The following is a 21,207-nucleotide window of genomic DNA, read 5'->3' on the forward strand; positions in this document are numbered from 1 at the left end:
CATGGCCAACAAATTCGCGATCATCACCGGCGCCTCGACGGGCATCGGCTTCGAACTCGCCTCCATCGCTGCCGAAAATGGCTACGACTTGCTGGTCGTCGCCGACGAGCCGCTGATCGATGCCGCGGCGGAGGATTTCAAGCGTCACGGCGTTCAAGTCACCTCCGTGGAAGCGGACTTGGCAACGCTGCAAGGCGTCGATCACCTGCTTGCGGCAACTAATGGGCGGCAAGTAGATGTGCTCTGCGCCAATGCCGGGCGCGGTCTTGGCCATGGGTTCCTCGACCAGGAGGTGGCCGACTGGCGCCGCGTCATCGACACCAACATCACCGGCACGCTGTACCTGCTTCAAAAGGTTCTGACAGACATGGTCGCCCGTGATGGTGGAAAGATTCTGATCACCGGATCGATCGCGGGCTTCATTCCCGGCAGCTTCCAAGCCGTCTATAACGGCTCCAAGGCGTTCGTGGACAGCTTCGCTGACGCAATCCGCAATGAGATCAAGGACAGCAAGGGGGTCACAGTTACGACGCTGATGCCAGGCCCGGTCGAGACCGAATTTTTCGACCGCGCAGATATGCTTGATACCAGCGTCGGCGCCTCGGAGACCAAAAGTGATCCCGCTGATGTCGCGCGCGACGGATGGGACGCGCTGATGAAGGGCGAAGCGCATATCGTATCGGGCTGGAAGAACAAGGTGCAGGCGGCCATGGCACATGTGACGCCCGCCGCGATCCTTGCTGAACAACACCGCAAGATGGCTGAGCCGGGTTCGGCCAACGAGGACTAAGCGGCGCGCTGCGGTCTGCTGTTAGGGACTCTGGCCTATTCACGCCTCGATACTGATATCAGTTCACTGATGTGGGCCGAGCGATCTAGCAGGCTCTCGTCATAGTTCGGAATACTCGCCGGACCCATTGTTCGCGCGCGTGCGTGAACTGCGCGCGTCGATATAATGGAATTCTGGGGCGATCGCAGAAACAGAAACGCGATCGGGACGGTATGTAGATCAGAATGACACGGTCGATCCTCCTGCACCAAATATGAGGTCCGTTAGGAGCTGAACGACGCGCCTTGCAAAACCGCCGGAGAACCGGCTCCAGGATTTGTGCGCGAGAGTGCGCGAGATGGAAGCGGCCGCCACGCGGGGGTCTATGAGTAGGCGGGTCGCCTACGTGACCGCATCAGCCTCCTTCGCGCGGCAGGCAAGACGCAGGATGACCTGGCGTTTGGCCCGCAGGACTGTCGCGCCAGCGGCTGGCGCTATGGGGCTGGGTACAAATCGACAGCGAACAACGCCCTCGAAAGGATGGAAGCCGGCTAAGAAGCCAGATCTGATGACGCTCGAGCGATCGAGGCGCGGAAAGCGGTCAAGCTAAACTAGCGCCGAAATGGCCTATGCCCAGCGAGATCGTTACGGATCGTGGTCGCAGCGACTCCGCCCTCGCCCATCGCGTGGCTGATCTGGTTGAGACCCAGAACTACGTCGCCCGCCGCATAGATGCCGTCGATGCTGGTGCGCTGATGCCCGTCGACCGTCAGGCAGCCATCGCCCGACATGCGCGCTCCGACTTGGCGCGCAAGTTCAGAACGGATATCCGAGCCAAGGGCGGGATAAAGGCTGTCGAACAGCGCAAGACCATCTGGAAGAGAGAGCGCTATATGCGCGCCAGCCAGCATGATGTCGGAGCAGAGGCCCGCAATGACGATGCCGGCGTCAGACAGATCGGCGCGTTGTTCGGCTGTAAGATCGTGAACCTCATCCGGCGAAACGAGCGTAACATCGCGGGTGTAGCTTCGCAGGAACTGCGCTTCCTCATAGCCTCGCTTGCCCGTACCGAGTACGGCCACGTTGCAATCGGTGACCTCGAACCCGTCGCAGATCGGGCAGTAGCGCAGCAGCCCGCCGGCAACCGCAGCGTCATGCATGCGTTCGTCCATCATAGGCGGACGTCGATTGGACACGCCCGTCGCGAGCAGGACGGACCTTGCCGCGAATTTGCCCGTCTCGGTCGTCACGCAAAAGCCGCCGTCATGCAGGCGTTCCAGTGACAGTACGTTGCCATTGAGGCATTCAGCGCCATAAAGTCCGGCCTGGCGGCGCATACGCGCGAGCAGATCGGGTCCGGTTATCCCTTCAGGAAAGCCGGCATGGTTTCGGGTAAGGGGAATAGTGGCACATCGGCTTTGTCCGCTGTCGATCAGGGTCACCCTCAAGTGGAACCGGGCAAGATAGATAGCGGCCGTAAGACCCGCCGGGCCGCCGCCGACGATCAGGCAGTCGCAGATCGCGGCCGCTCGATCTTCGGCGATCACAGACAGCAACCGAGCTTACCGCTCATTTGCTGGCTTGTGCCATTAATTCTTCCTTCCGGGCGGCGAGCTGAACGCCGAGCGCTTTGAGGTCGAGATCGCTGTCTCGGCTTTCAGGGAACATCTCGTTTTCTTCTTCCTCGACATGATGGTCGATATATTCGCCCAGCACGGTGACCTTCGCATCGAACAGCCGGTCGCCAGCCTTCATCGCTCGAATTTCGGCGATCAGCTGCTTGGTGCTGGCATGCTCGACCTCGGCTTCGTCCAGCAGGTCGTCGTCATCGATCGCCTCGCGTGTCGCGGGGTAATAGATTTCCTCCTCGATCTGTGCATGGACCGTCAGCGCCAGGCAAATCTTGTCGGCGAGCGCCTGCTTTTCGGCCTCGTCTTCCAAATCCTCATACTGGTCGAACCAGGTCTTCACTTCCTTGTGATCGTCTTTGAGCAACTTGATCGCATCGACCGGACGCGCCGTGGCGCGGGCGGTCTTCCGAGCGGTCTTGGATCCCGCCTTGGGCTTGGCGGGCGATTTTTTCGAGGTCGCAGCAGCTTTTGTCGCAGCCATTATGGTTCTCCGGATGAAAATGATCTTGCCAAGTAGAACCCTCGATCGCGCCTTATGGGGCCGCGTCCGTCGGAGAATTAACCCGCGTCAATGCGATTGCCGACCACCTGTGCGGAGGTGTCGGGCCATGCGCGCTCGCCGGCCAGGCGCGTGACCGCAAGATCCGCCGTCACATTGCCGACCGTCCGAAAGATGTCGGGGACCGTCTCGACCGCGAGCAGCAGCGGCAACAGCTCGACAGGTACGCCCATGGCGAGACACACCGGACCGATAGTTGCGAAAAAGGAGACCTGGGCCGGCAATCCGACTGCGGCGAGGCTAACGGGAACCGCTATCAGAGCGCCTGTCAGCAGCAAGGGCCATGGCAGGGGCACGGCATGAAGATGGGCGAGATAGACCGCCACCGCGACGTTCGCGCCGGCGCTCGCTGCGCGAAAGATCGACACGGCGAGAGGGAGAATCAGTCCCGCCGAGGCGGGACTGACGCCGAGCCGTGGCGCTGCCGAAACCATGACAGGAAGACATGCGAGCGACGACTGGGTTCCAAAGGCGATCGCCTGGGCGGGAACGGCCGCCCTGGCGAAATTCAAGATGGATATGCGTCCCGCCACGACGGCGACGACATAGGCGAGCAGGGTCGTCAGCAGGCAGATAGCGGATATCAGTGCGATATATTGCCCGAGCATGCCCAGCGCACCACTACCCATCCGGCTGCCGGCGCCGAAGGCGAGCGCGAAGATGCCGATCGGCGCGACGTTGAGGACCCACTGCACGATGACGAGCATCGTCTGCACGATTGCATCCAACAGCGTACGCAAGGCGGCACTTAGGATCGGCTCGATCCGCGCGGCGGCGAAGCCGAAAAAAAGCGCGAAGGCGACGACCGGGACGATCGCCGTGTCGGCCGCGGCCTTGATCGGATTGGCAGGTATGATGCCGCGATACCATTCGGCGGCAGCGGGCGTTGGCATCGTCACGGAGCCGGCGACCGCCTCAATGCCATGCACCGGCCACCATGCGAGGATCAATTCAGCAGCCAGCGCCGCTGCCAGGCAGGCGCCGGTCAGGCAGGCTGCGAACCAGATGAGCGACCGGCCCGCTGCGGAACTTGCCGTGCCGCTAGCGGCCGCCGACATGATGCCGGTGGCCAACAGGCCGAAAACCAGCGGCACGACCGTCATGGTGAGCGCGTCCAGCCACAATTGGCCCAGCGGCGAAAGAACGCCCGACGCAATGCTGCGAACGGGGCCGGCACTACCGCTCGCCGCCATCCCAGCGCCAAGTCCCAGCACCAGGGATAGGAAGATGAGAGCGCTGCCGGGGACTCGACGCATCACGCGGAGGCGCCGGTCTTCAAGCGCCTGCGCTCAGCCCCAGTGCGGCCCGATAGCGCGCGAAACAGCGTTCGCCGCATAGAAGCCGCATCAGTGCGCCCTCGGCAATGGCGGTCGCCCGGCGTGGGTCTTCCGCAACAAGCGGCCGCAAGGCTTCCCGGTTCCAGTCCGCGCTATGCTTGACGTCCAGCACGGCGTGGAGATCGAAATAGCGGCGCTCCCGCTCGCTAAGCCCGATACGGCGCAAGCCCCTGGCCACGAGAGCCGACCGGCCGGGCGCCGTCAGTTCGATCACACCCAACGCGCCTACGGAATGCCAGGCGTAACGGCGGCTGGTGGCAAGCGCGGTCATGACATTGGCGAGCGCCAAGCTTTCCCAGACCGTATTTTCGATGACGGGATCCACGTCCAGCGTTTCAACCAGCGCGTCCAGCATCGGACCGTGCATGCCCTTGGCATTGCCCCGGCCCATCTCGTCCCAGTAGTTGCGCGCGAGTTCCATCTTGGCGGTCGCTGGGAGCTTCACTTGGGTCAGGGCAACCAGATCGTCGAAGCCGGCTTCGCCTGCCGCTTCCTGCTCGAAGAACCAACGCAGCTCATCCCGGGACGCGTCTTGGGCAAGCCAGGGGAATAGGGCGTCGCCCTGACCAGGTCCATTATCCTTCAAGCCTTCAAACCAGGCTATGAAAGCATCAGGGGCGGTGGGCGCCTGCGCGGCACGGTTTGCGATCTCGCCCCGCAGCTCTTCGACGAAACCCGCTTCCAGGCGGAGCATACGTGTGTCGCGCTCCAGAGTCGCGCGCCAGTCCGCTTCGGGAAATTGGGGCGCCAGTCGTTCCCGGTTCCAGTGCGCGAGCCCCCGCTGGAAGCTGTCCGTCAGGAACTGGGAGCCCGTGTCTCGTCGATCTAGATCCGTATGGATGTTCATTGCGTCCTCGATTTAGGGATGCAGGCAAAACGGACAGCTTGGGGGCTCTGTTCCGGTCAATCGCATTGATTGCTGTTAATGCGCGAACGCCGGTCTTCAGTACCGGGCGCGCGTCATGATCGCTGCGACGACGGCGATCCGATCGACATCGCGGTAATGGGGCAGTTCGAGTTCCTCCCCGAACACGTCCGGATCGAGCTCTCTGTACCGCAGAGCACAGCCGCAAGTGGCCGCTATCTCCGAAAGGTCTTCTCTGAGCAGATCAGTTCCGTCTATTATCGCGCTGCCGGTGTAAAGGATGAAGCGCCCTCCCGGCTTCAGGGCAGTGGCAGCGGCACGCGCCATTTCGAGGGAAATTTCGCCGCCGTGGTTGCGGCCGCCATCCCGATATGCCCGATGGCCGGGATCGATCACATAAGGCGGATTGGCGACCGCGACAGCAACCCCCTCTTCCAGGCCGGCAAGGTTGCGACCTTCTAGCGCCGTGATCGCGCATCCGGCGGCATCGGCATTGATCCGGGCGAAGCGAAGCGCCCTGGGATTGATGTCGGTCATGAAAAGCCGGGTGTCGGGTGCCAGGCCGGCGCAGGTGATCGCGCCGACGCCCGACCCTGTTCCCATGTCCACCACGACATCGCCCGGATCAAGCGGGAATGCCGCCACCTCGCCGTTGATAAGATCGGCGAAGCGATAGCTGTCCGGGCCCAGGAACACCGAATCTTCGGCGACAGTCGGAAATGCGGAATGCAGGAAGAGCCGCTGATGAACGGTTGAGACGCGGACGGCCGATCGTTGCAGCCCGTTTCCCGCCGCCTCGACCGCACCGGCGTCTCCCAGCAGGCGTTCGACGGTCGGATCGATCGATCCCGGGACATAGGGCCTGCTCCATCCCAGCACATCGTTGCGTGTCATACCGGGCGCGCCATGATAGCGGGCGAGCACGCGTTGATGGCTTGCCGGCGTCACCGTCACAAACCGATACTCCGTTTCCGCCAGATAACGGAGCAGAAGCAGAAGCGGGTCGCCTTCCTCGGACGCGTCTATGTTTTGCGCGCGGTCAAGCTGCAGCATGTTCATGATCCGACCTTTCTGGTTGGGCGTCGCGCGGGTGCTGACCCGGCGTGCGACTGTCGATGTCGAAATGGTCGCCGGCGCTCAGCACATGGAGATGGACGCCGTGCATCGAGAGCGTGCGCTCGGGCCTGGCCTCGGCGATGTTGGACTGGGTGACATGGGCGCCATCGACGACATAGACAGCGCCGACGCCGATGACCTCGAACATGCGATCGCGCACCACGATCGCAGTATCCTCGTCGATGCCGATGCCGATGACGCGCGGATTCTGCGCGACAGCGCCGAGCAGCCGCCCAATCCGGCCGCGTTCGGCGAAATGCTGGTCGATGATCGCGCCTTCGACGAGGCCGAGGCCCGGCGCCATATGAAGGTCGCCGATCCGATGCGTTTCGCGGCTGGAGCCCTTGACCAGCATGATCTCGCTCATCGCGGCGGCGCCGGCCGACGTGCCCGCGACCAGCCCGCCCCGGTCGTGCAGGTCGCGGACCATGGTCTCGATCGGCGTGTCGCCGATCTGGCTCGAGATGCGCAACTGGTCACCGCCGGTGAAGAAAATGCCCGCAGCATCCTCGAAGGCTTCGGCGACTTCGACATCATGGCTCTCCGCCCGGTCGTGGATGTAGAGTTCGACCAGTTCGCCGATGCCCAGATCGGCGAACGCCTTTTGATAAGTGGTGAAATAGCCCTCCGGCTCGTGGCTTGCGATCGTGGCGATGATGAGCTTGCGGCCCCGGACCTCGGCCGCGATTGCCTTGAGGATGGCGCGTCTGTCTTCCTTGTCTTCATGTCCGCCGATGATGATGAGCGGTCCTGTCTTGTCTGTCATGTAAACCACTCCCTGAGATCGTCGGCATGCGTTCCGGCGCGCGGCGCATCGAGCCAGTGGGCCGCGACCGCGACCGAAAATTGTTCGCTGTTGTGCGCGATGCCGAACCCGCCATCGGGATCGAGGACGATCGCGCCGGCTTCGCCGCCAGTCCGTCCGAGCCGGGCGATCGCCATTTGCGCGGCCGCGAGCGGACCGCTGTCCGGAAGTGCAAAGAGGATATGCGCGGCCAGCATGCCGCGGGCGATGCTCTCGCCTTCGCCGGACAAGGCAGCCGCGCCCGCGCGATCGTCGGCATAGAGCCCGCAGCCTGGCAAGGGCGTATCGCCCACGCGGCCGGCCATCTTGCCTTCGAGACCTCCGGTGGACCCTGCCGCGGCAACGTGCCCGGACTGATCGCGGGCAATGCAGCCTACGGTATCGCATCCGCCTGAAGCCGGAATCGATCCGGCATCGGCAGGCTCAGCACCGATATGCTCAGCAAATTGCCCTGCCCCATCGCCGACCAGTAAGATGGGCGTCTCGTCCAGCATCGCCCGGGCGACCGAAACGGGATGACGCACATCCCGGATCGCGCCGACTCCGCCGATCGCCAGTGTCTCGCCGTCCATGACAGCGGCGTCCATTTCCACGATTCCCGCGACATTGCGCACCGATCCCGTGCCGGCATTGAAGTCGGGAAGATCTTCAAGGACGCGTACCGCGGTCTCCACGGCATCGATTGCGCGGCCGCCCCGTGCGAGGACGTCGCCGCCGACCCGGGCGGCCTCAGCGCAACCCGCAGCGAAGCGGGCGCGATCCTGTTCCAGAATGAACCGCGCGCCGCCGTGCACCACCAGGGTCCATATGCCATCATCCGTCGGCATGCGCGGTCTCCCTGCTTGCGGTTGCCAGCGTTTCCGGACGGAACGCCATGACTTGCCGATGAACCTCCTCGACGCGGGTGGGGAAGAGGACGACCAGATCGTTCGGACGGGCCAGACGAAGCGTGGCGAGGACGGCATCGCGTTCCTCAAGAACGAAGCTGATCCGCTCGGCGGATGCGCCTGCGGATCGCGCGCCCTTCTCGAGCAGTCGCAACACTTCGCCGCGGGGGCGCCCGCGGCCGTCGGGCCCTTCGCGGAAGACGATATGGTCCAGCATGGGGACGGCCGTCGCGCCCATCTCCATGATGTCCTCGTCGCGCCGATCTCCGGGCATGCTGACCATGCCGATGCTCCGTCCACCACCGGTTTTCAGACTGCCCAGACATTGGCCGAGCGCGCGCATGCTGGCGATATTATGCGCATAGTCGATGACCACCCGGAAGGGATGGACGTCGATGATGTTGAAACGACCGGGATTGTCCTTGAAATTCGACGAAAAGCGCTTGAGCGGTCCGGCGATCTGGTCCGGCACGACGCCAAGGGCGGTCGCGATTGCGCAAGCGGCGAGCGCATTTTCGACATTGAAGCCCGCCGCGCCGCCCAGCGATGCGGGCATGTCGGAAACAGCGAGGATCGCCGTCCTTCGGTCGCCCTCGTACTGGACAAGGCTGGCAGAGCCACTATGCTCTTCGACCAGGATCGCCCGCCCACCCGCCGCGACGTGGGCTGCCATCACAGGGTGCGCGACGGTGCCCGTGCGGCTGAACCAGATGATGCGGCCACGGCTTCGTCGCGCCAGTGTACGGACCCGCCGATCGTCGAAGTTGAGGACCGCAAAGCCGCGCCGGGCAACGCTGCGGACCACCACGCCCTTGACCGCTGCCAGATCGTCAAGCGTATCGATCCCGCCCACGCCCAGATGATCTTCGCTGATATTGAGCACTGCGCCGACCGTCGCGTAATCGAACCCCAGCCCTTCACGCAATATTCCGCCCCGCGCCGTTTCCAGGACGGCGATGTCGACAGCCGGATTATGCAGCAGCATCCTGGCGCTTTTGGGTCCGCTGGAATCCCCCGATTTGAGGAGCAGGTCGTTAACATAGACCCCGCTGGTGGTCGTGAGGCCAACCGTCGGATAGACGCCGCGCAGGATCGCGGCGACCATTCGCGCCGTCGTCGACTTGCCATTCGTGCCGGTGATCGCGACGACCGGAATCCGGCTCGTCGTCCTGGGCGGGTAAAGCATGGCGATCACCGGCGCCGCGACGTCGCGCGCCGGGCCTTCGGACGGGGCCAAATGCATACGGAAGCCGGGGGCCGCGTTGACCTCGACGATCCCGCCGCCGGTCTCGTTGACAGACCGCGCTATGTCCGGCGACAGGAAATCGATCCCGGCGATGTCTAGGCCGACGGCGCGCGCCGCCATCTCGGCGATCAGGCGATTGTCGGGGTGGACCATATCGGTGCGGTCGATCGCAGTGCCACCGCTCGACAGGTTGGCGGTGCCACGCAGCAACACATGTTCGCCCGCTTCCGGAACGGAGCCGATCGCCCTGCCCTGCTTTCCCAAAAGGTCCATAAGCGCGGCATCGACGCGGATCTTCGTCAACATGCTTTCATGTCCGTCGCCCCGGCGGGGATCGGCGTTGACGATGGAGATCAGCTCCCCAATCGACCGGATGCCGTCGCCCACGATATGCGCCGGCACGCGTTCCGCGACCGCGACCAGATTGCCGTCGATCACCAGCATGCGGTGATCGTTGCCCGGAAGATGTTTTTCGACGATGACCCGGCTGCTGATCTTGGCCGCATGATCGAATGCCGTGCCTATGTCCGCGGGCGTCTCGACGGAGGTGCTGACGCCACGCCCGTGATTGCCGTCGAGCGGCTTGACCGCGACGGGTCCGCCCAGTTTGCGCGCTGCCGCGAGCGCGTCTTCGGCGGTTCTGACGACTATACCCTTGGGCACCGGCAGACCTGCGGCGGCCAGCAGCGCCTTGGTCGCATCCTTGTTGCCCGCAAGCGAGACTGCGATCTGCGGCGTGCGTCCGGTGATGCTCGCGCGCAATCGCTGCTGCCGGCTGCCCCAGCCAAGCACGAGCAACCCCTGCTGGTCCAGCCTGGCGACCGGTATCGTGCGGCGCCGGGCAGCCTCGGCCAAAGCGGCCGTGGTCGGCCCGAGCGCCGATCGTTTGCGAAGCGCTATCAGTTGCTCGACCGCTGCGCCGACATCCAGGCCGTCGCTCCCGACCGGTGCAGGCAGCAGCGCCCCGCCCTCCCATTGGCGGTAGGGCGCCGGAAGCAGCGCCGCGACCAGCGCGATGGCGGCGGCGCCGGCGGCCAGGCCGACATCTTCTTCCAGATAGCGATACAGGATGTTGTAGACGCCCGGCCTGCCCCGCACGCTGCGGGTCTTGCCGCGAGAGACGGCGCTACCCGCCAGCGTCTGCAGTTCCAGCGCCACATGCTCAATGACGTGGCCGAGCCAGGTACCTTCGCGCAGCCGTCTCGGAAATCCGCCCTCGTTCGGGCAGCTGCAACCGTGTCGCGCCAGCCCGGGAAGAGCGGCCAGAAGGCGGTCGACAAATGCGGGTAGCCTATCGGTCGGCCAGGCTTCCAGTTCGCCCAGCGCGATCTGGATGCGGATCATGGGCAGGAGCCCAAAGAGATGCGGCCCCCGGTAGACGTTGCGCGCGAGGACATGAAGGCCGGCACGCTCCTCGTCCCCTGCGGTGTCCAGATCGATCATGGAAATTTCCGTTGGCAGGAGGACTGGGCCGGCACCATTGCAAAGCTTATTCGACATCATCCGTCGATTGCGTCTGCGCGATCGCCGCAGCCGCGATAAGACTTTCCCCGGTACCGACGGCCGCGTGGGGCGTCATCGTGACAGCGACACCGTCAGGCCCATCCAGAATGACGAGGCCGCTTTCGGCGCTGGCGACGCCGGGCGTGGTCTGCGCCTGCGTAGCGGGAAGATGATCTGTCATTAAAATGCCTTTGATAGGGAGGGTATGGGCCGCACAAGGCCATCGTCGATGTAGAGGTAGGCAGGGTCGAACTGTCCGCGAGCCGCGAGCCGCTCGGGCTCGAGTATCTCGACGAGCGAGGAGCGGAAGACGCACAACCGGTCCTCACGCAGCGATCGCAGCACCCTGTTCACATGAACGTTGGTGAGGCCGCAGATTTCGGCGATGTCGGCCTGGGTCAGGCCCAGCGCGAAGCGACGGCCGTCGCTGAGGCCTGCAGAGACGAGGCGCGCATTGGTTTCGCTCAGGAAATGCGCGACCCGGCCGATGGCATCGAGGCGGCCGAGGCGGAACAGCCAGGCGCGGTGGATGGCAGCGTCGATCAGCGTGGCGAACCAGAGCTTGCGCGCCATAACGGGCATTTCCGCAACGATCGCGTCCAGCGCCTTATGCGGAACGATCGCGACCGTCGCCGCCGTCATCGTGCCGACGTCATGATCGAGCACCTTTAAAGGAAAGCCGTGCAGATCGACGAAATCTCCCGGTACATGCACCGCAACGAGTTGCCGCAGTCCGTCACGATCATCGATGTGGCGGGACATAATCCCTTCGATCAACAAGATGCTTTGATGCAGCGGCTCACCCGCCCGGACCAGGGTAGTGCGCGGCGCCAGGGTCCGCACTTCGCGGATCGCGGCCTCCAGCCGTGCTTGTTCGGTCGCGTCCAGGCTTACGCCGCGTTTGTCTCTCAGGAAACGATCGGTGAACATGATAAAGCTCGAGTGAGACGTCGGCAGGATAGCCGTGTACCCGTCAAACGGACGAACCGCGTGCATGTTGCCTGCCGATCCGGCAAATCGTGATGACGCAGGTTAACTTCGCGCATCAGGCGCCCAAGGTCGTGGCGAAACGCGCGATCGCCGAGCCGAGGTCCGGCATGATCAGGCCGCGCTCGCTAGTGAGCGCCACATGCCGGGGCCGTGGCGCGATCCAGCCCATGGCATCGGCAGGCCTGGCATCGATCGATCCGAGCGGCAGCGCCATCGCCCTGCCGAGCGCGCCAGCAAAATCGGCCCAGGATAGGGCACCCATGCTGACGAGGTGCCAGAGTCCCGTTTCATCGTCGATGACGAGATCAAGCGTCGCGCGTACCAAGTCCGGGACATAGGTGGGTGAAATCACGCAGTCCGAGGCTGCCATGAATGGCCGCCCGTCCCGCAAGGCGTCGACAAGATGCATCGCGAAATTCTGCCGGTCATAGGGCGAGAAGAAAGCGGCGGTGCGGATCACGAGCGTGCGTTCGCCCAAGGCGTCGAGCGCGGCGTCGGCGCGGGCCTTGCTCCGCCCATAGACGTTCAGCGGCGCAGGCGCGTCGCTTTCGACATAGGCTCGCCCGGCCAGGCCGTCGAACACCAGGTCACTCGAAAAGCCGGTATAGTGAATGTCGCGGTCACGGCAGGCCCGCGCCAAGGTGACGCTACCAAGTGTATTGGCGGCATGGCAATCCTCCGCCCGGTCTTCGGCCTCGTCGACGCGGACCCAGCCGGCGCAGTTGATCACGGCCCAGGGCGACAGGCGGTCGAGCGCGCTGGCAATCGAGCAGGTATCGCCGAGGTCGAGGCCTTGCCGATCAGTCAGCACATGGTCGATGCCGCGCAGCCGGCATGCGCCAGCAAATGCCTGGCCAAGTGTCCCCGTTGCCCCGGTAATGAGCAGCGGGCGTGTCGGCGCGCCGGGCACCGCCTGATGACGCCGCCACCAACCGCGCCGCGCCAGGACCGGATGGTCCGGCGCCTCGTCCGCCGCTAGCTGCCGCATCAGCGGCGCCAACGCGGTTTCGCGCGGACGCTTGCCGCGCGTGTCGAAGACGCCGCTTTCGTAGTTGCCAGCGGGGTCCGTCAACAGACTGTCCCAGTCCTGCGCGCCCAGCAGACTCCAGGCGGTGACAGCTTCGATCGGGATCAGCTCGTCGCGCAACTTGCCCGCGATGGACCAAGCCTCCCACAGCCAGCGCATCTGCTCCTCGCGCGTGCAGCCATTGTGGATTTCCGTAAAGGCGATCGGGATGCCGTACCGCGCCCAGCAGGCCCGGGCCGCGCCGACAAGGCCGGGCGGGTCGTCGAGCACCCGGACGGCCTCGACATCGGCGAGCGGCCCGGCGGCACTGTCGCCATGGCTGGCCGGCGGGTGACGATCGAGCCGATGATCGAGGAAGCGATCGCTGGTGAGATAATGGTTGAGGCCCAATATTTCGGGTGGGCAAGGCGCCTGCGCGATCGCATGCAGTCGATCTTCCAGACCCAGCGCGATCACATGGTCCCACAGCGCATGGCCGGGCACGAAGCGACCGGTCAGCATGTCCCACGACGCCCAGCGCCGCGCATTGTCGAACGCGGCCTGCGTGCCTCGCTCGGGCGTCGCGTCGCTATGCCCCAAATCCTCGGTCTGGATCAGCCGCGCCTGCGGTACGACCGTGCGGATCTCACGCATCGCCCATCGGATCGCATCGATCTGGTTGACCAGCGCAAGCCAGAAATCACCTTCCTTCTGCGCATGGGGATACCAATGCCCGTACAAAGCAGCGAAGCGAGCGGTCGTGAGCGGTTCGTTGACCGGCGTCCAATCGCGCACCCAGGGATAGCGGTCGGCAGCTTTCCTCGCATGCGCGGCGAGCCCGGCCGCGAAGTCGTTGGCGAGGAGATCGGTGCCCGGTGGACCGCTGCCATGGTGAATGAGACCGATAATCGCCCGGATGCCCAAGCGGTTCAGGCGCTCGAGCCTTTCGTCGTGCCAGGCCCAGAGCGGCTCCGGGTCCGCCGCCCGCGCGAAGCTTTCCCAGAGAAGAGGATAGCGCAGCGCCGCGATGCCCAAGGCGGCAAAGCGATCGAGATCGTCGGCGCGCCCGTGATGACCGCTCAGAAAGACCTGATCGAGATAGGCGTCCCCGACGCGGTTGATTGTGCATTCGACCCCGCCCCAGAGGGCGAGTCGCAGGTATGGGAGGAGCGGATCGATAAGCCATCCATTCACGCGACATAGGGGCACAGCAGCACCCGACAGGGTCCACCATAGGCGACTACGCATCTCGCTGCGCTACAATCGTATAGACGCGGGTTAATTTACGCGCGTGGGGCGGAGCATGCCCATCGATAGTTCGTTCACTATCCTCTGCGCTTTCCCTCCAGATTAGAAAGTCCTAACCGCATGACGCTGGTGTGTTTTTCCCATCTCCGTTGGGACTTCGTGTTTCAGCGCCCGCAGCATCTGATGTCTCGTTTCGCGGCGCAATGGCCGATCCTGTTCTGGGAGGAACCCGTTGGCGGCGCAGCGAAGGCCTGGCTGGAATTGCGGTCCCAGGCTCCCGGTGTCACGGTCGCCATCCCGCATCTTCCCAACGGCCTCGACGATGCGGCGCGGAACAAGGCGCTCGCCGACCTCCTCGACGCGCAACTGGCCGAGGGGACGGGACCGCTCATCCGCTGGTATTATACGCCGATGATGCTCGATTTCTCGCGCCATCTCGACGCGGCCTGCACGGTCTACGACTGTATGGACGAGCTCGCCAACTTCCGCTTCGCTCCCGCTGAGTTAGCGGACCTTGAGGGTGAGCTGTTCGACGTGGCTGACCTCGTCTTCACCGGCGGATACAGCCTCTATGAGGCGAAGCGGTCGCGCCATCCTTCGGTGCATGCTTTCCCGTCCAGCGTCGATGTTGCGCATTTCGTCCGCGCGCGGGGCCATCGTCAACCGCTCGCGACGCGGTCTGCCCCGCGTCTCGGCTTCTATGGCGTGATCGACGAACGGATGGATCTGGACCTGCTCGCAGCCTTGGCCGAAGCGCGGCCCGACTGGTCGCTAATCATGGTAGGACCGGTGGTCAAGATCGATCCGGCCGATCTGCCGCAGCGTGCCAACATCGCCTGGCTCGGCGGCAAGACCTATGACGAACTGCCGCTAATTGCCGCGAATTGGGACGTCGCGCTGATGCCCTTTGCGATCAACGAGTCGACCCGCTTCATCTCGCCCACCAAGACGCCCGAATATCTGGCCGCTGGCCTTCCCGTCGTCTCTTCGCCCATCACCGACGTGGTGCGCCATTATGGCGCCCTCGATGCTGTCGAGATCGCTGATACGGCCGATGCATTCATAGCCGCCTGCGAACGCGCAGTCATGCGCGGTAGAGAAGCTGAGGATGCCGCCTGGCGGGTGCAAGCGGATGCGGCGCTCTCCGATCAGTCCTGGGAGACCGTAGTGGACGGAATGGCGGCACGCATCACCGATATCGTCACGACCTTAACCCGGAACAGCCCCGCCCATTACGACTATCTCGTCGTCGGCGCGGGCTTTGCCGGCGCGGTCATGGCCGAGCGACTGGCGCGCGACGGCGGCAAGCGCGTGCTCGTGATCGACCGCCGGGATCATATCGCTGGCAATGCCTTCGATCATCATGACGATGCGGGCGTCCTCGTCCACCGCTACGGCCCGCACATCTTCCATACCAATAGTCAGGATATCGTCGACTATCTGTCGCGCTTCACGCAATGGCGACCCTATGAGCATCGCGTGCTCGCCAACATCGACGGCGTGCAGGTGCCGATGCCGATCAATCGCACGACCCTAAACACGCTTTACGATCTGGAACTCAGCACGGATGAAGAGGCCGAAGCCTATCTCGCCGCCCGGGCCGAACCGGTGTCGCCGATCGTGACCTCCGCCGACGTGGTGATCGCCAAAGTTGGGCGCGAACTCTACGAGACCTTCTTTCGCGGCTATACCCGCAAGCAATGGGGCATGGACCCGTCCGAACTGGACAAGTCGGTGACCGCGCGAGTGCCCACCCGGGTCAATACCGACGATCGTTACTTCAACGACAGCTTTCAGGCTATGCCAGCGGACGGCTACACGGCGATGTTCACGGCAATGCTCGATCATCCGCTCATCGACGTGAAACTCGGCGTAGCGTTCCAGGAGGTTCGCGAACAGGTCGAATTCGGCACGCTCGTGTTCACCGGGCCGATCGATGAATATTTCGACCACCGGTACGGCAAGCTGCCTTATCGCTCCCTTGATTTCCGGCATGAGACGCTGGACCAAGAATGGCTGCAGGATGTAGCCGTGGTGAATTATCCGTCGGAGGCCGTGCCCTACACGCGGGTCACTGAATATAAGCATCTGACCGGACAGAGCGCCGAGCGGACGAGCATCACGTACGAATATCCCTGCGCGGACGGCGACCCTTATTATCCGATCCCCCGGCCGGAGAATGAGGCGCTGTTCAAACGCTATGAGGCACTTGCAATCGGCACGCCCGACGTGCTCTTCGTCGGGCGCCTTGCCACTTACCGTTATTATAATATGGACCAGGTCGTCGGCCAGGCGCTGGCAACCTATCGACGCCACGCCGCGCAGCAAGCGGCCAACGTGTTGAATGGCGAGACGGCGATCGCGGCCGAATAGGCACTAGAGGGAGCCGGTTGCGGTCGGCTCCCTCTTGCCCGATCAGGCCGGCGCGTCCGCCCCGACATAGCGGGCATATTCCTCGGCATAGCGCTTGGTCATCAGGGTCTGGTCCCCAGGGGGTATTCTCTTTGAGATCAAGGAACCAATTGCCCTCCTCGGCATACATATGATGCTGAACGGCGCCTTGGATATGCTCGAGCTTGTCGAGGAAATCCTTGCTCATCGGTTCCAACTTTTCGAGCAGCGCCATCTGTACCTTGACCATCGCCTGCTCGTCATAGCCGATGCCCGCATGCGCTTTTTCGCCGCCTTCGGCGAGCGCGGGATAGATGACCGCTTCTTCGGCGATTGCATGGCCCGTCAGCAATACGCCCAGCAGCTTCGTCGCCGCGGTACGCGACGCGGTGTCGGATGCGGCCTTGACGTCGGCAAAAGCGTCTTCCAGGTCCATATGGTGCTGCAGGATCTGGTCGAGCCAATCGCCGGGCATGGCGGCCTTAGTTGCTTTGGTGCGCGCCTCCAGCCTAGCCTCTTCGCTCTCAGGCGGCGTAACGGCGGCGATGAAACGGTCGATGATGGAAATGGGCAAGTCTCCTGATCGGGGGTGACCGGCAAAGCGCTGGCCTTGTTCGAAGAACCTGTCGCATTAGGCCCCGTTCCCGCAGATGCCGGGAAAGCAAAATCTGTTAATGTGATTGTCGATCCACCGCTCAACCTTCACATAATCGTGATGACGCAGGTTAATTTCGCGCCCTGCGGGGCAACTGTTGATCGGTGTGCGGGTTCTGGTTCCGACCTCACGCCCATGACGGCGCAGCCTCGTGCCCGGTTCCGCCGGGCTGAGCGCCCCGTCCCCATCACACGCCTTTTCAGCCGAGGACTCAACATGGCCAAGAAACCCAGTGCATCCAAGCCGTCCGCCAGCAAGGCGCCGGTGACGCCCGCCGATCTGGCCGGAACGGATATCGGCGGGGAGACGTCGCAGAAGGCCACGGCTATCCCGGCCGACGCCGTGATCTCCATGTCGTTCGCCGAACCGCAGGCTGCGGGGGGCGATACCCACCAAACAGCCGGCGGCGATGTCGCGACGCTGACTACCCAGAACGGCATCCCGATCGCAGACGACCAGAACAGCCTGAAGCAGGGCGCGCGCGGCCCGACGCTGCTGGAGGACGCCCACTTCCGCGAGAAGATCTTCCATTTCGATCACGAGCGCATCCCCGAGCGCGTCGTCCATGCGCGCGGCTATGGCGCCCATGGTTTCTTCGAACTGACCGACAGCCTGGCCGACGTCAGCCGCGCCGACCTCTTCCAGCGCGTGGGCGAGAAAACGCCGGCTTTCGTCCGCTTTTCGACCGTCGCGGGATCCAAGGGCTCTTTCGACCTTGCCCGCGATGTGCGCGGTTTCGCGGTGAAGCTCTATACGCAAGAAGGCAATTGGGACCTGGTCGGCAACAATATCCCGGTCTTTTTCATCCAGGATTCGATCAAGTTCCCGGACCTCATCCATGCGGCCAAGCCCGAACCGGATCGCAACTTCCCGCAGGCGCAGACCGCCCATGACAATTTCTGGGACTTCGTCAGCCTGACGCCGGAAAGCTTCCACATGATCATGTGGACGATGTCGGATCGTGCCATCCCGCGCTCGTTCCGTACGATGGAGGGCTTTGGCGTCCACACCTTCCGCCTGGTCGATGCGGAAGGCAAGTCGACTTTCGTCAAATTCCACTGGAAGCCCAAACAGGGCCTGCAGTCGGTGGTTTGGAACGAGGCGGTCAAGATCAACGGCGCCGATCCCGATTTCCACCGCCGCGACCTGTGGGACGCGATCAACAGCGGCGATTTCCCTGAATGGGAGCTGGGCGTGCAGCTGTTCGACGATGCTTTCGCCGACAGTTTCGACTTCGACGTGCTCGACGCGACCAAGCTCATTCCCGAGGAACTGGTGCCGATCCGTATCGTCGGCCGGCTGGTGCTCGATCGGGTCGTCGACAATTTCTTCGCAGAGACCGAGCAGGTCGCTTTCTGCACCCAGAATGTACCGCCAGGCATCGATTTCTCGAACGACCCGTTGTTGCAGGGGCGCAATTTCTCCTACCTCGACACCCAGATCAAGCGGCTGGGCAGCCCGAATTTCACCCATATCCCGATCAATGCGCCCAAATGCCCGATGGCCCATTTCCAGCAGGACGGGCACATGGCGATGCGCAACCCCGTGGGACGCGCGAACTACGAGCCCAATAGCTGGGGCGCCACGCAGGGCGGTCCGCGCGAGGACCCGGTGCGCGGCTTCACCAGCTTTGCCGAAGCCGCCGATGGACCCAAGCAACGGGTCCGATCGGAAAGCTTCGCCGATCACTATAGCCAGGCGCGGCAATTCTTCGTCAGCCAGACACCGATCGAGCAGAAGCATATCGGCGACGCGCTGGTGTTCGAACTGTCCAAGGTCGAACGGCCCGACATCCGTTCGCGCACCGTCTCGCATCTGCTCAACATCGATGCGACGCTGGCCGCGACTGTCGCAAGCGGTCTTGGCCTTACGCTTCCCGACGCTGCGGTGGCGGCGCGCAAGCCGATTACCGACCTCCCTGCCTCTGACAAGCTCAGCATCGTCAAGAACGGTCCCGACAGCTTCAAGGGCCGCAAGCTCGGCATGTTGCTGAGCGACGGCGCGGACGCGGCAATCGTGAAAGCGCTGATCGCGGCGGTCGATGCCGAGGGGGCAGTCTATGAGGTAATCGCGCCGAAGATCGCCGGCGTCACCTTGTCTGACGGCACCACGGTCGCCGCCAAGCACAAGATCGACGGCGGTCCTTCGGTATTGTTCGACGCGGTCGCGATCGTCGTCTCGGCCGAAGGCGCGGCTCTGCTGTCGCTCGACGCGGCGGCCAAGGACTTCGCCACCGATGCCTTTGCCCACTGCAAATATATCGGCATCAGCGCCGAGGCGGAGGCGATCTTCGTCAAGGCGGGCATCTCTGACGTCCTGGACGAGGCTTGCCTGCCCTTGGGCAAGGTTGCCGACGCGAAGACCTTCCTGACGGCTTGCCGAACCTTACGCTACTGGCCGCGCGAACTGACGGTCGATCTCGACGCACAGCCCGAAGCCTAAGAGCGATCACATAGGCCGCGGAGGCCGGGTCGAATGGTCCGGTTTCCGCGGCATCGATATGCCTGCGGCGCTGACCGGAGCTGAAAGTGCGACAGCAGCTCCCAATGATCGGCCAGCATGTGCGGGACACCCTTTGTCCTTACCGAAGCAAGTGACATTGCGTGAAGCCAAGGTCTCCTGTCAAAACAAGCGCCACGAAATCGGCATCGATCACCAGCGCTCCTTCTTTGCTCGTGTAACGGACGAACAGATGCGATGGCATCCGAGCTAGCGTCCACCGCTTGCCCTCGGCAAAGATGATGGCGCGATCCGGGGCCAGTTGGACCTCGAACGAGCGACCCTCGGCGCAATGGACGGTGTAGACGATCGAAGCGATCGTCGGCTCAGCCCCCTCGATCGGCGGACCAAGAGCTGCGATGGTGATCGCGGCGATTGTGCCGAAGGGAAATGGATGGATCATCTTACGTTCGGCTTTCGGGATGCGCGCGCCTGCTCATCGGCGCAGCACTGATCCGTCGTCCTCGAGCGCGCCGACGATGATGGCGGCAAGGCTTTCTTCCGCGCGCGATCGGACTGCCGCATCTTTTGTCTGGAGATCGTGCCGGATCCACTGGGGCGTTCGCCGTATGACGGCGAGAACCGATGCCTTCTGTGCATCATCCATAGCAGCACCGCATGACGCCACGATGCGTCAACTGCCAGGTTCGATGCTGATAGGCGGCGCTAGGTTGAGAACCCATACATAGTACTGATATTATGTGATAAATACTCTCATTTTGTAGGTTTGTGCAGGAGTGGGTATGTCACGGCATCTATTCTGGCTTTCAGATGAGGCGTGGGCGGCGATTGAGCCGCATCTTCCGCACGGCAAAGCCGGCAAGCCGAGGGTTGATGACCGAACGGTGATCTCAGGCATCCTGCATGTCTTGAAGACAGGATGCCGCTGGCGGGATGTCCCCGCCGCTTACGGACCGCCGACGACGATCTATAACCGCTACAACCGCTGGTCCCAGAGGCGCATCTGGCACCGCCTGTTCGAGAAGATCGCGGCATCGGGGCCTGTGCCCAAGGAACTGTCGATCGATAGCAGCCACGTCAAAGCCCACCGTTCGGCAGCAGGCTCAAAAAGGGGGAATATGAAGAAGCGATCGGCCGCTCGCGGGGCGGCAGGACGTGCAAAATCCACTGCCTGGCCGACGATCGCGGCCGACCGGTCGCCATCACCCTGACGCCGGGGAACATCGCCGACATCAGCATCGCCATCCCGCTTCTGGAGACAGTCATTCCGCCCAGACGTCTGCTCGCCGATAAAGCTTATGATGTCGACAGCCTGAGAAACTGGCTGACCGCCCGGAACGTCAAAGCGGTCATTCCCTCAACTGCGACACGCCGAACGCCGTACCCCCTCGATCGACGCGTCTACCGTAGAAGAAACGTCATCGAGAGGCTTTTCGGACGCCTTAAAAACTGGAGGCGCATCGCAACTCGTTATGACCGGCACGCGCAAAACTATCTCTCCGCCATCGCTCTCGTCGCCGTCGTCGCTGAATGGCTCAAATGAGTCCCCAACCTAGCGGATTGTGATCCCTCGCACGCTCGTCTGCACCATCAGGACGATCCCGACCGGTGAGCGGCGATCCTTTTTTTGGAACAGGCGTTGGCCTGTCCTTCGTTGATTCAGCAATCGATGGGGCATATGACGGCTGCCATCGGCGGTGAGACGATACCAGATCGATTACCAGCCAATGCGAGGAATG

Annotated in this window: 17 protein-coding genes and 1 pseudogene; 4 read left to right on the top strand and 14 right to left on the bottom strand. The window is 63.5% G+C overall.

Annotated features, from left to right (window positions below):
* The first annotated feature begins 1 nt into the window (after nucleotide 1).
* On the top strand, nucleotides 2-790 hold the full coding sequence (locus tag K9B33_RS13135; RefSeq protein WP_224549342.1) for an SDR family NAD(P)-dependent oxidoreductase: 789 nt from the start codon (nucleotides 2-4) through the stop codon (nucleotides 788-790).
* A gap of 590 nt (nucleotides 791-1,380) precedes the next feature.
* On the opposite strand, the gene K9B33_RS13140 is transcribed toward K9B33_RS13135, so the two are convergent.
* The 11 genes from K9B33_RS13140 to K9B33_RS13190 all read right to left on the bottom strand — a co-directional run bounded on the left by K9B33_RS13140 (nucleotide 1,381) and on the right by K9B33_RS13190 (nucleotide 13,962).
* Complete coding sequence (locus K9B33_RS13140; RefSeq protein WP_224549370.1) at nucleotides 1,381-2,289, bottom strand: NAD(P)/FAD-dependent oxidoreductase; 909 nt, start codon at nucleotides 2,287-2,289, stop codon at nucleotides 1,381-1,383.
* A gap of 49 nt (nucleotides 2,290-2,338) precedes the next feature.
* The gene (locus K9B33_RS13145) at nucleotides 2,339-2,881 is read right to left on the bottom strand and encodes a hemerythrin domain-containing protein (RefSeq protein WP_224549343.1); all 543 of its coding nucleotides are present in this window, start codon (nucleotides 2,879-2,881) and stop codon (nucleotides 2,339-2,341) included.
* A 77-nt stretch (nucleotides 2,882-2,958) separates the two neighbouring features.
* Nucleotides 2,959-4,215 (bottom strand): dicarboxylate/amino acid:cation symporter, encoded by a 1,257-nt coding sequence (locus K9B33_RS13150; RefSeq protein WP_224549371.1) that lies wholly within the window; start codon nucleotides 4,213-4,215, stop codon nucleotides 2,959-2,961.
* Nucleotides 4,216-4,234: 19 nt separating this feature from the next.
* On the bottom strand, nucleotides 4,235-5,143 hold the full coding sequence (locus K9B33_RS13155) for an iron-containing redox enzyme family protein (RefSeq protein WP_224549344.1): 909 nt from the start codon (nucleotides 5,141-5,143) through the stop codon (nucleotides 4,235-4,237).
* 96 nt (nucleotides 5,144-5,239) lie between these two features.
* Nucleotides 5,240-6,220, bottom strand: coding sequence for a methyltransferase (locus tag K9B33_RS13160; RefSeq protein WP_224549345.1), 981 nt, complete (start codon nucleotides 6,218-6,220; stop codon nucleotides 5,240-5,242).
* The gene (locus tag K9B33_RS13165) at nucleotides 6,201-7,043 is read right to left on the bottom strand and encodes a cyanophycinase (protein ID WP_224549346.1); all 843 of its coding nucleotides are present in this window, start codon (nucleotides 7,041-7,043) and stop codon (nucleotides 6,201-6,203) included. The genes K9B33_RS13160 and K9B33_RS13165 overlap by 20 nt, the downstream gene beginning before the upstream one ends.
* Nucleotides 7,040-7,909, bottom strand: coding sequence for an isoaspartyl peptidase/L-asparaginase family protein (locus K9B33_RS13170; protein WP_224549347.1), 870 nt, complete (start codon nucleotides 7,907-7,909; stop codon nucleotides 7,040-7,042). The genes K9B33_RS13165 and K9B33_RS13170 overlap by 4 nt, the downstream gene beginning before the upstream one ends.
* Nucleotides 7,896-10,658 (bottom strand): cyanophycin synthetase, encoded by a 2,763-nt coding sequence (gene cphA / locus K9B33_RS13175; RefSeq protein WP_224549348.1) that lies wholly within the window; start codon nucleotides 10,656-10,658, stop codon nucleotides 7,896-7,898. Before cphA ends, K9B33_RS13170 begins: the two co-directional genes overlap by 14 nt.
* A gap of 46 nt (nucleotides 10,659-10,704) precedes the next feature.
* Nucleotides 10,705-10,899, bottom strand: coding sequence for a hypothetical protein (locus tag K9B33_RS13180; protein WP_224549349.1), 195 nt, complete (start codon nucleotides 10,897-10,899; stop codon nucleotides 10,705-10,707).
* A complete protein-coding gene (locus K9B33_RS13185) occupies nucleotides 10,899-11,648 on the bottom strand; it encodes a Crp/Fnr family transcriptional regulator (protein WP_224549372.1) in 750 nt (249 codons plus the stop codon). The genes K9B33_RS13180 and K9B33_RS13185 overlap by 1 nt, the downstream gene beginning before the upstream one ends.
* Nucleotides 11,649-11,763: 115 nt before the next feature.
* The gene (locus K9B33_RS13190; protein WP_224549350.1) at nucleotides 11,764-13,962 is read right to left on the bottom strand and encodes a dTDP-4-dehydrorhamnose reductase family protein; all 2,199 of its coding nucleotides are present in this window, start codon (nucleotides 13,960-13,962) and stop codon (nucleotides 11,764-11,766) included.
* 183 nt (nucleotides 13,963-14,145) lie between these two features.
* Here K9B33_RS13190 and glf point away from each other — a divergent pair, with 183 nt between their 5' ends.
* Nucleotides 14,146-16,335, top strand: a complete 2,190-nt coding sequence (gene glf / locus K9B33_RS13195) for a UDP-galactopyranose mutase (RefSeq protein WP_224549351.1) — start codon at nucleotides 14,146-14,148, stop codon at nucleotides 16,333-16,335.
* A gap of 202 nt (nucleotides 16,336-16,537) precedes the next feature.
* On the opposite strand, the pseudogene K9B33_RS23255 reads toward glf, so the two are convergent.
* Nucleotides 16,538-16,828 (bottom strand): annotated as a pseudogene (locus tag K9B33_RS23255) (hemerythrin domain-containing protein); the annotation flags it as partial.
* A gap of 396 nt (nucleotides 16,829-17,224) precedes the next feature.
* Between K9B33_RS23255 and K9B33_RS13205 the strand changes: the two are divergent.
* A complete protein-coding gene (locus K9B33_RS13205; RefSeq protein ID WP_411974014.1) occupies nucleotides 17,225-19,450 on the top strand; it encodes a catalase in 2,226 nt (741 codons plus the stop codon).
* Nucleotides 19,451-19,589: 139 nt separating this feature from the next.
* Here K9B33_RS13205 and K9B33_RS13210 read toward each other — a convergent pair whose 3' ends face one another.
* Nucleotides 19,590-19,910 (bottom strand): hypothetical protein, encoded by a 321-nt coding sequence (locus K9B33_RS13210; protein WP_224549354.1) that lies wholly within the window; start codon nucleotides 19,908-19,910, stop codon nucleotides 19,590-19,592.
* Nucleotides 19,911-19,943: 33 nt separating this feature from the next.
* The gene (locus tag K9B33_RS13215) at nucleotides 19,944-20,114 is read right to left on the bottom strand and encodes a hypothetical protein (RefSeq protein WP_224549356.1); all 171 of its coding nucleotides are present in this window, start codon (nucleotides 20,112-20,114) and stop codon (nucleotides 19,944-19,946) included.
* Nucleotides 20,115-20,250: 136 nt separating this feature from the next.
* Here K9B33_RS13215 and K9B33_RS13220 point away from each other — a divergent pair.
* A protein-coding gene (locus K9B33_RS13220; protein WP_411974015.1) for an IS5 family transposase occupies nucleotides 20,251-21,011 on the top strand; the annotation gives its coding sequence in 2 pieces (ribosomal slippage) (nucleotides 20,251-20,574 and nucleotides 20,577-21,011; 759 coding nt in all).
* The last annotated feature ends 196 nt before the right edge of the window (nucleotides 21,012-21,207 follow it).

Origin of the sequence: Sphingobium sp. 3R8 (genome assembly GCF_020166615.1) — a bacterium.
GTDB classification, from domain to species: domain Bacteria; phylum Pseudomonadota; class Alphaproteobacteria; order Sphingomonadales; family Sphingomonadaceae; genus Sphingobium; species Sphingobium bisphenolicum.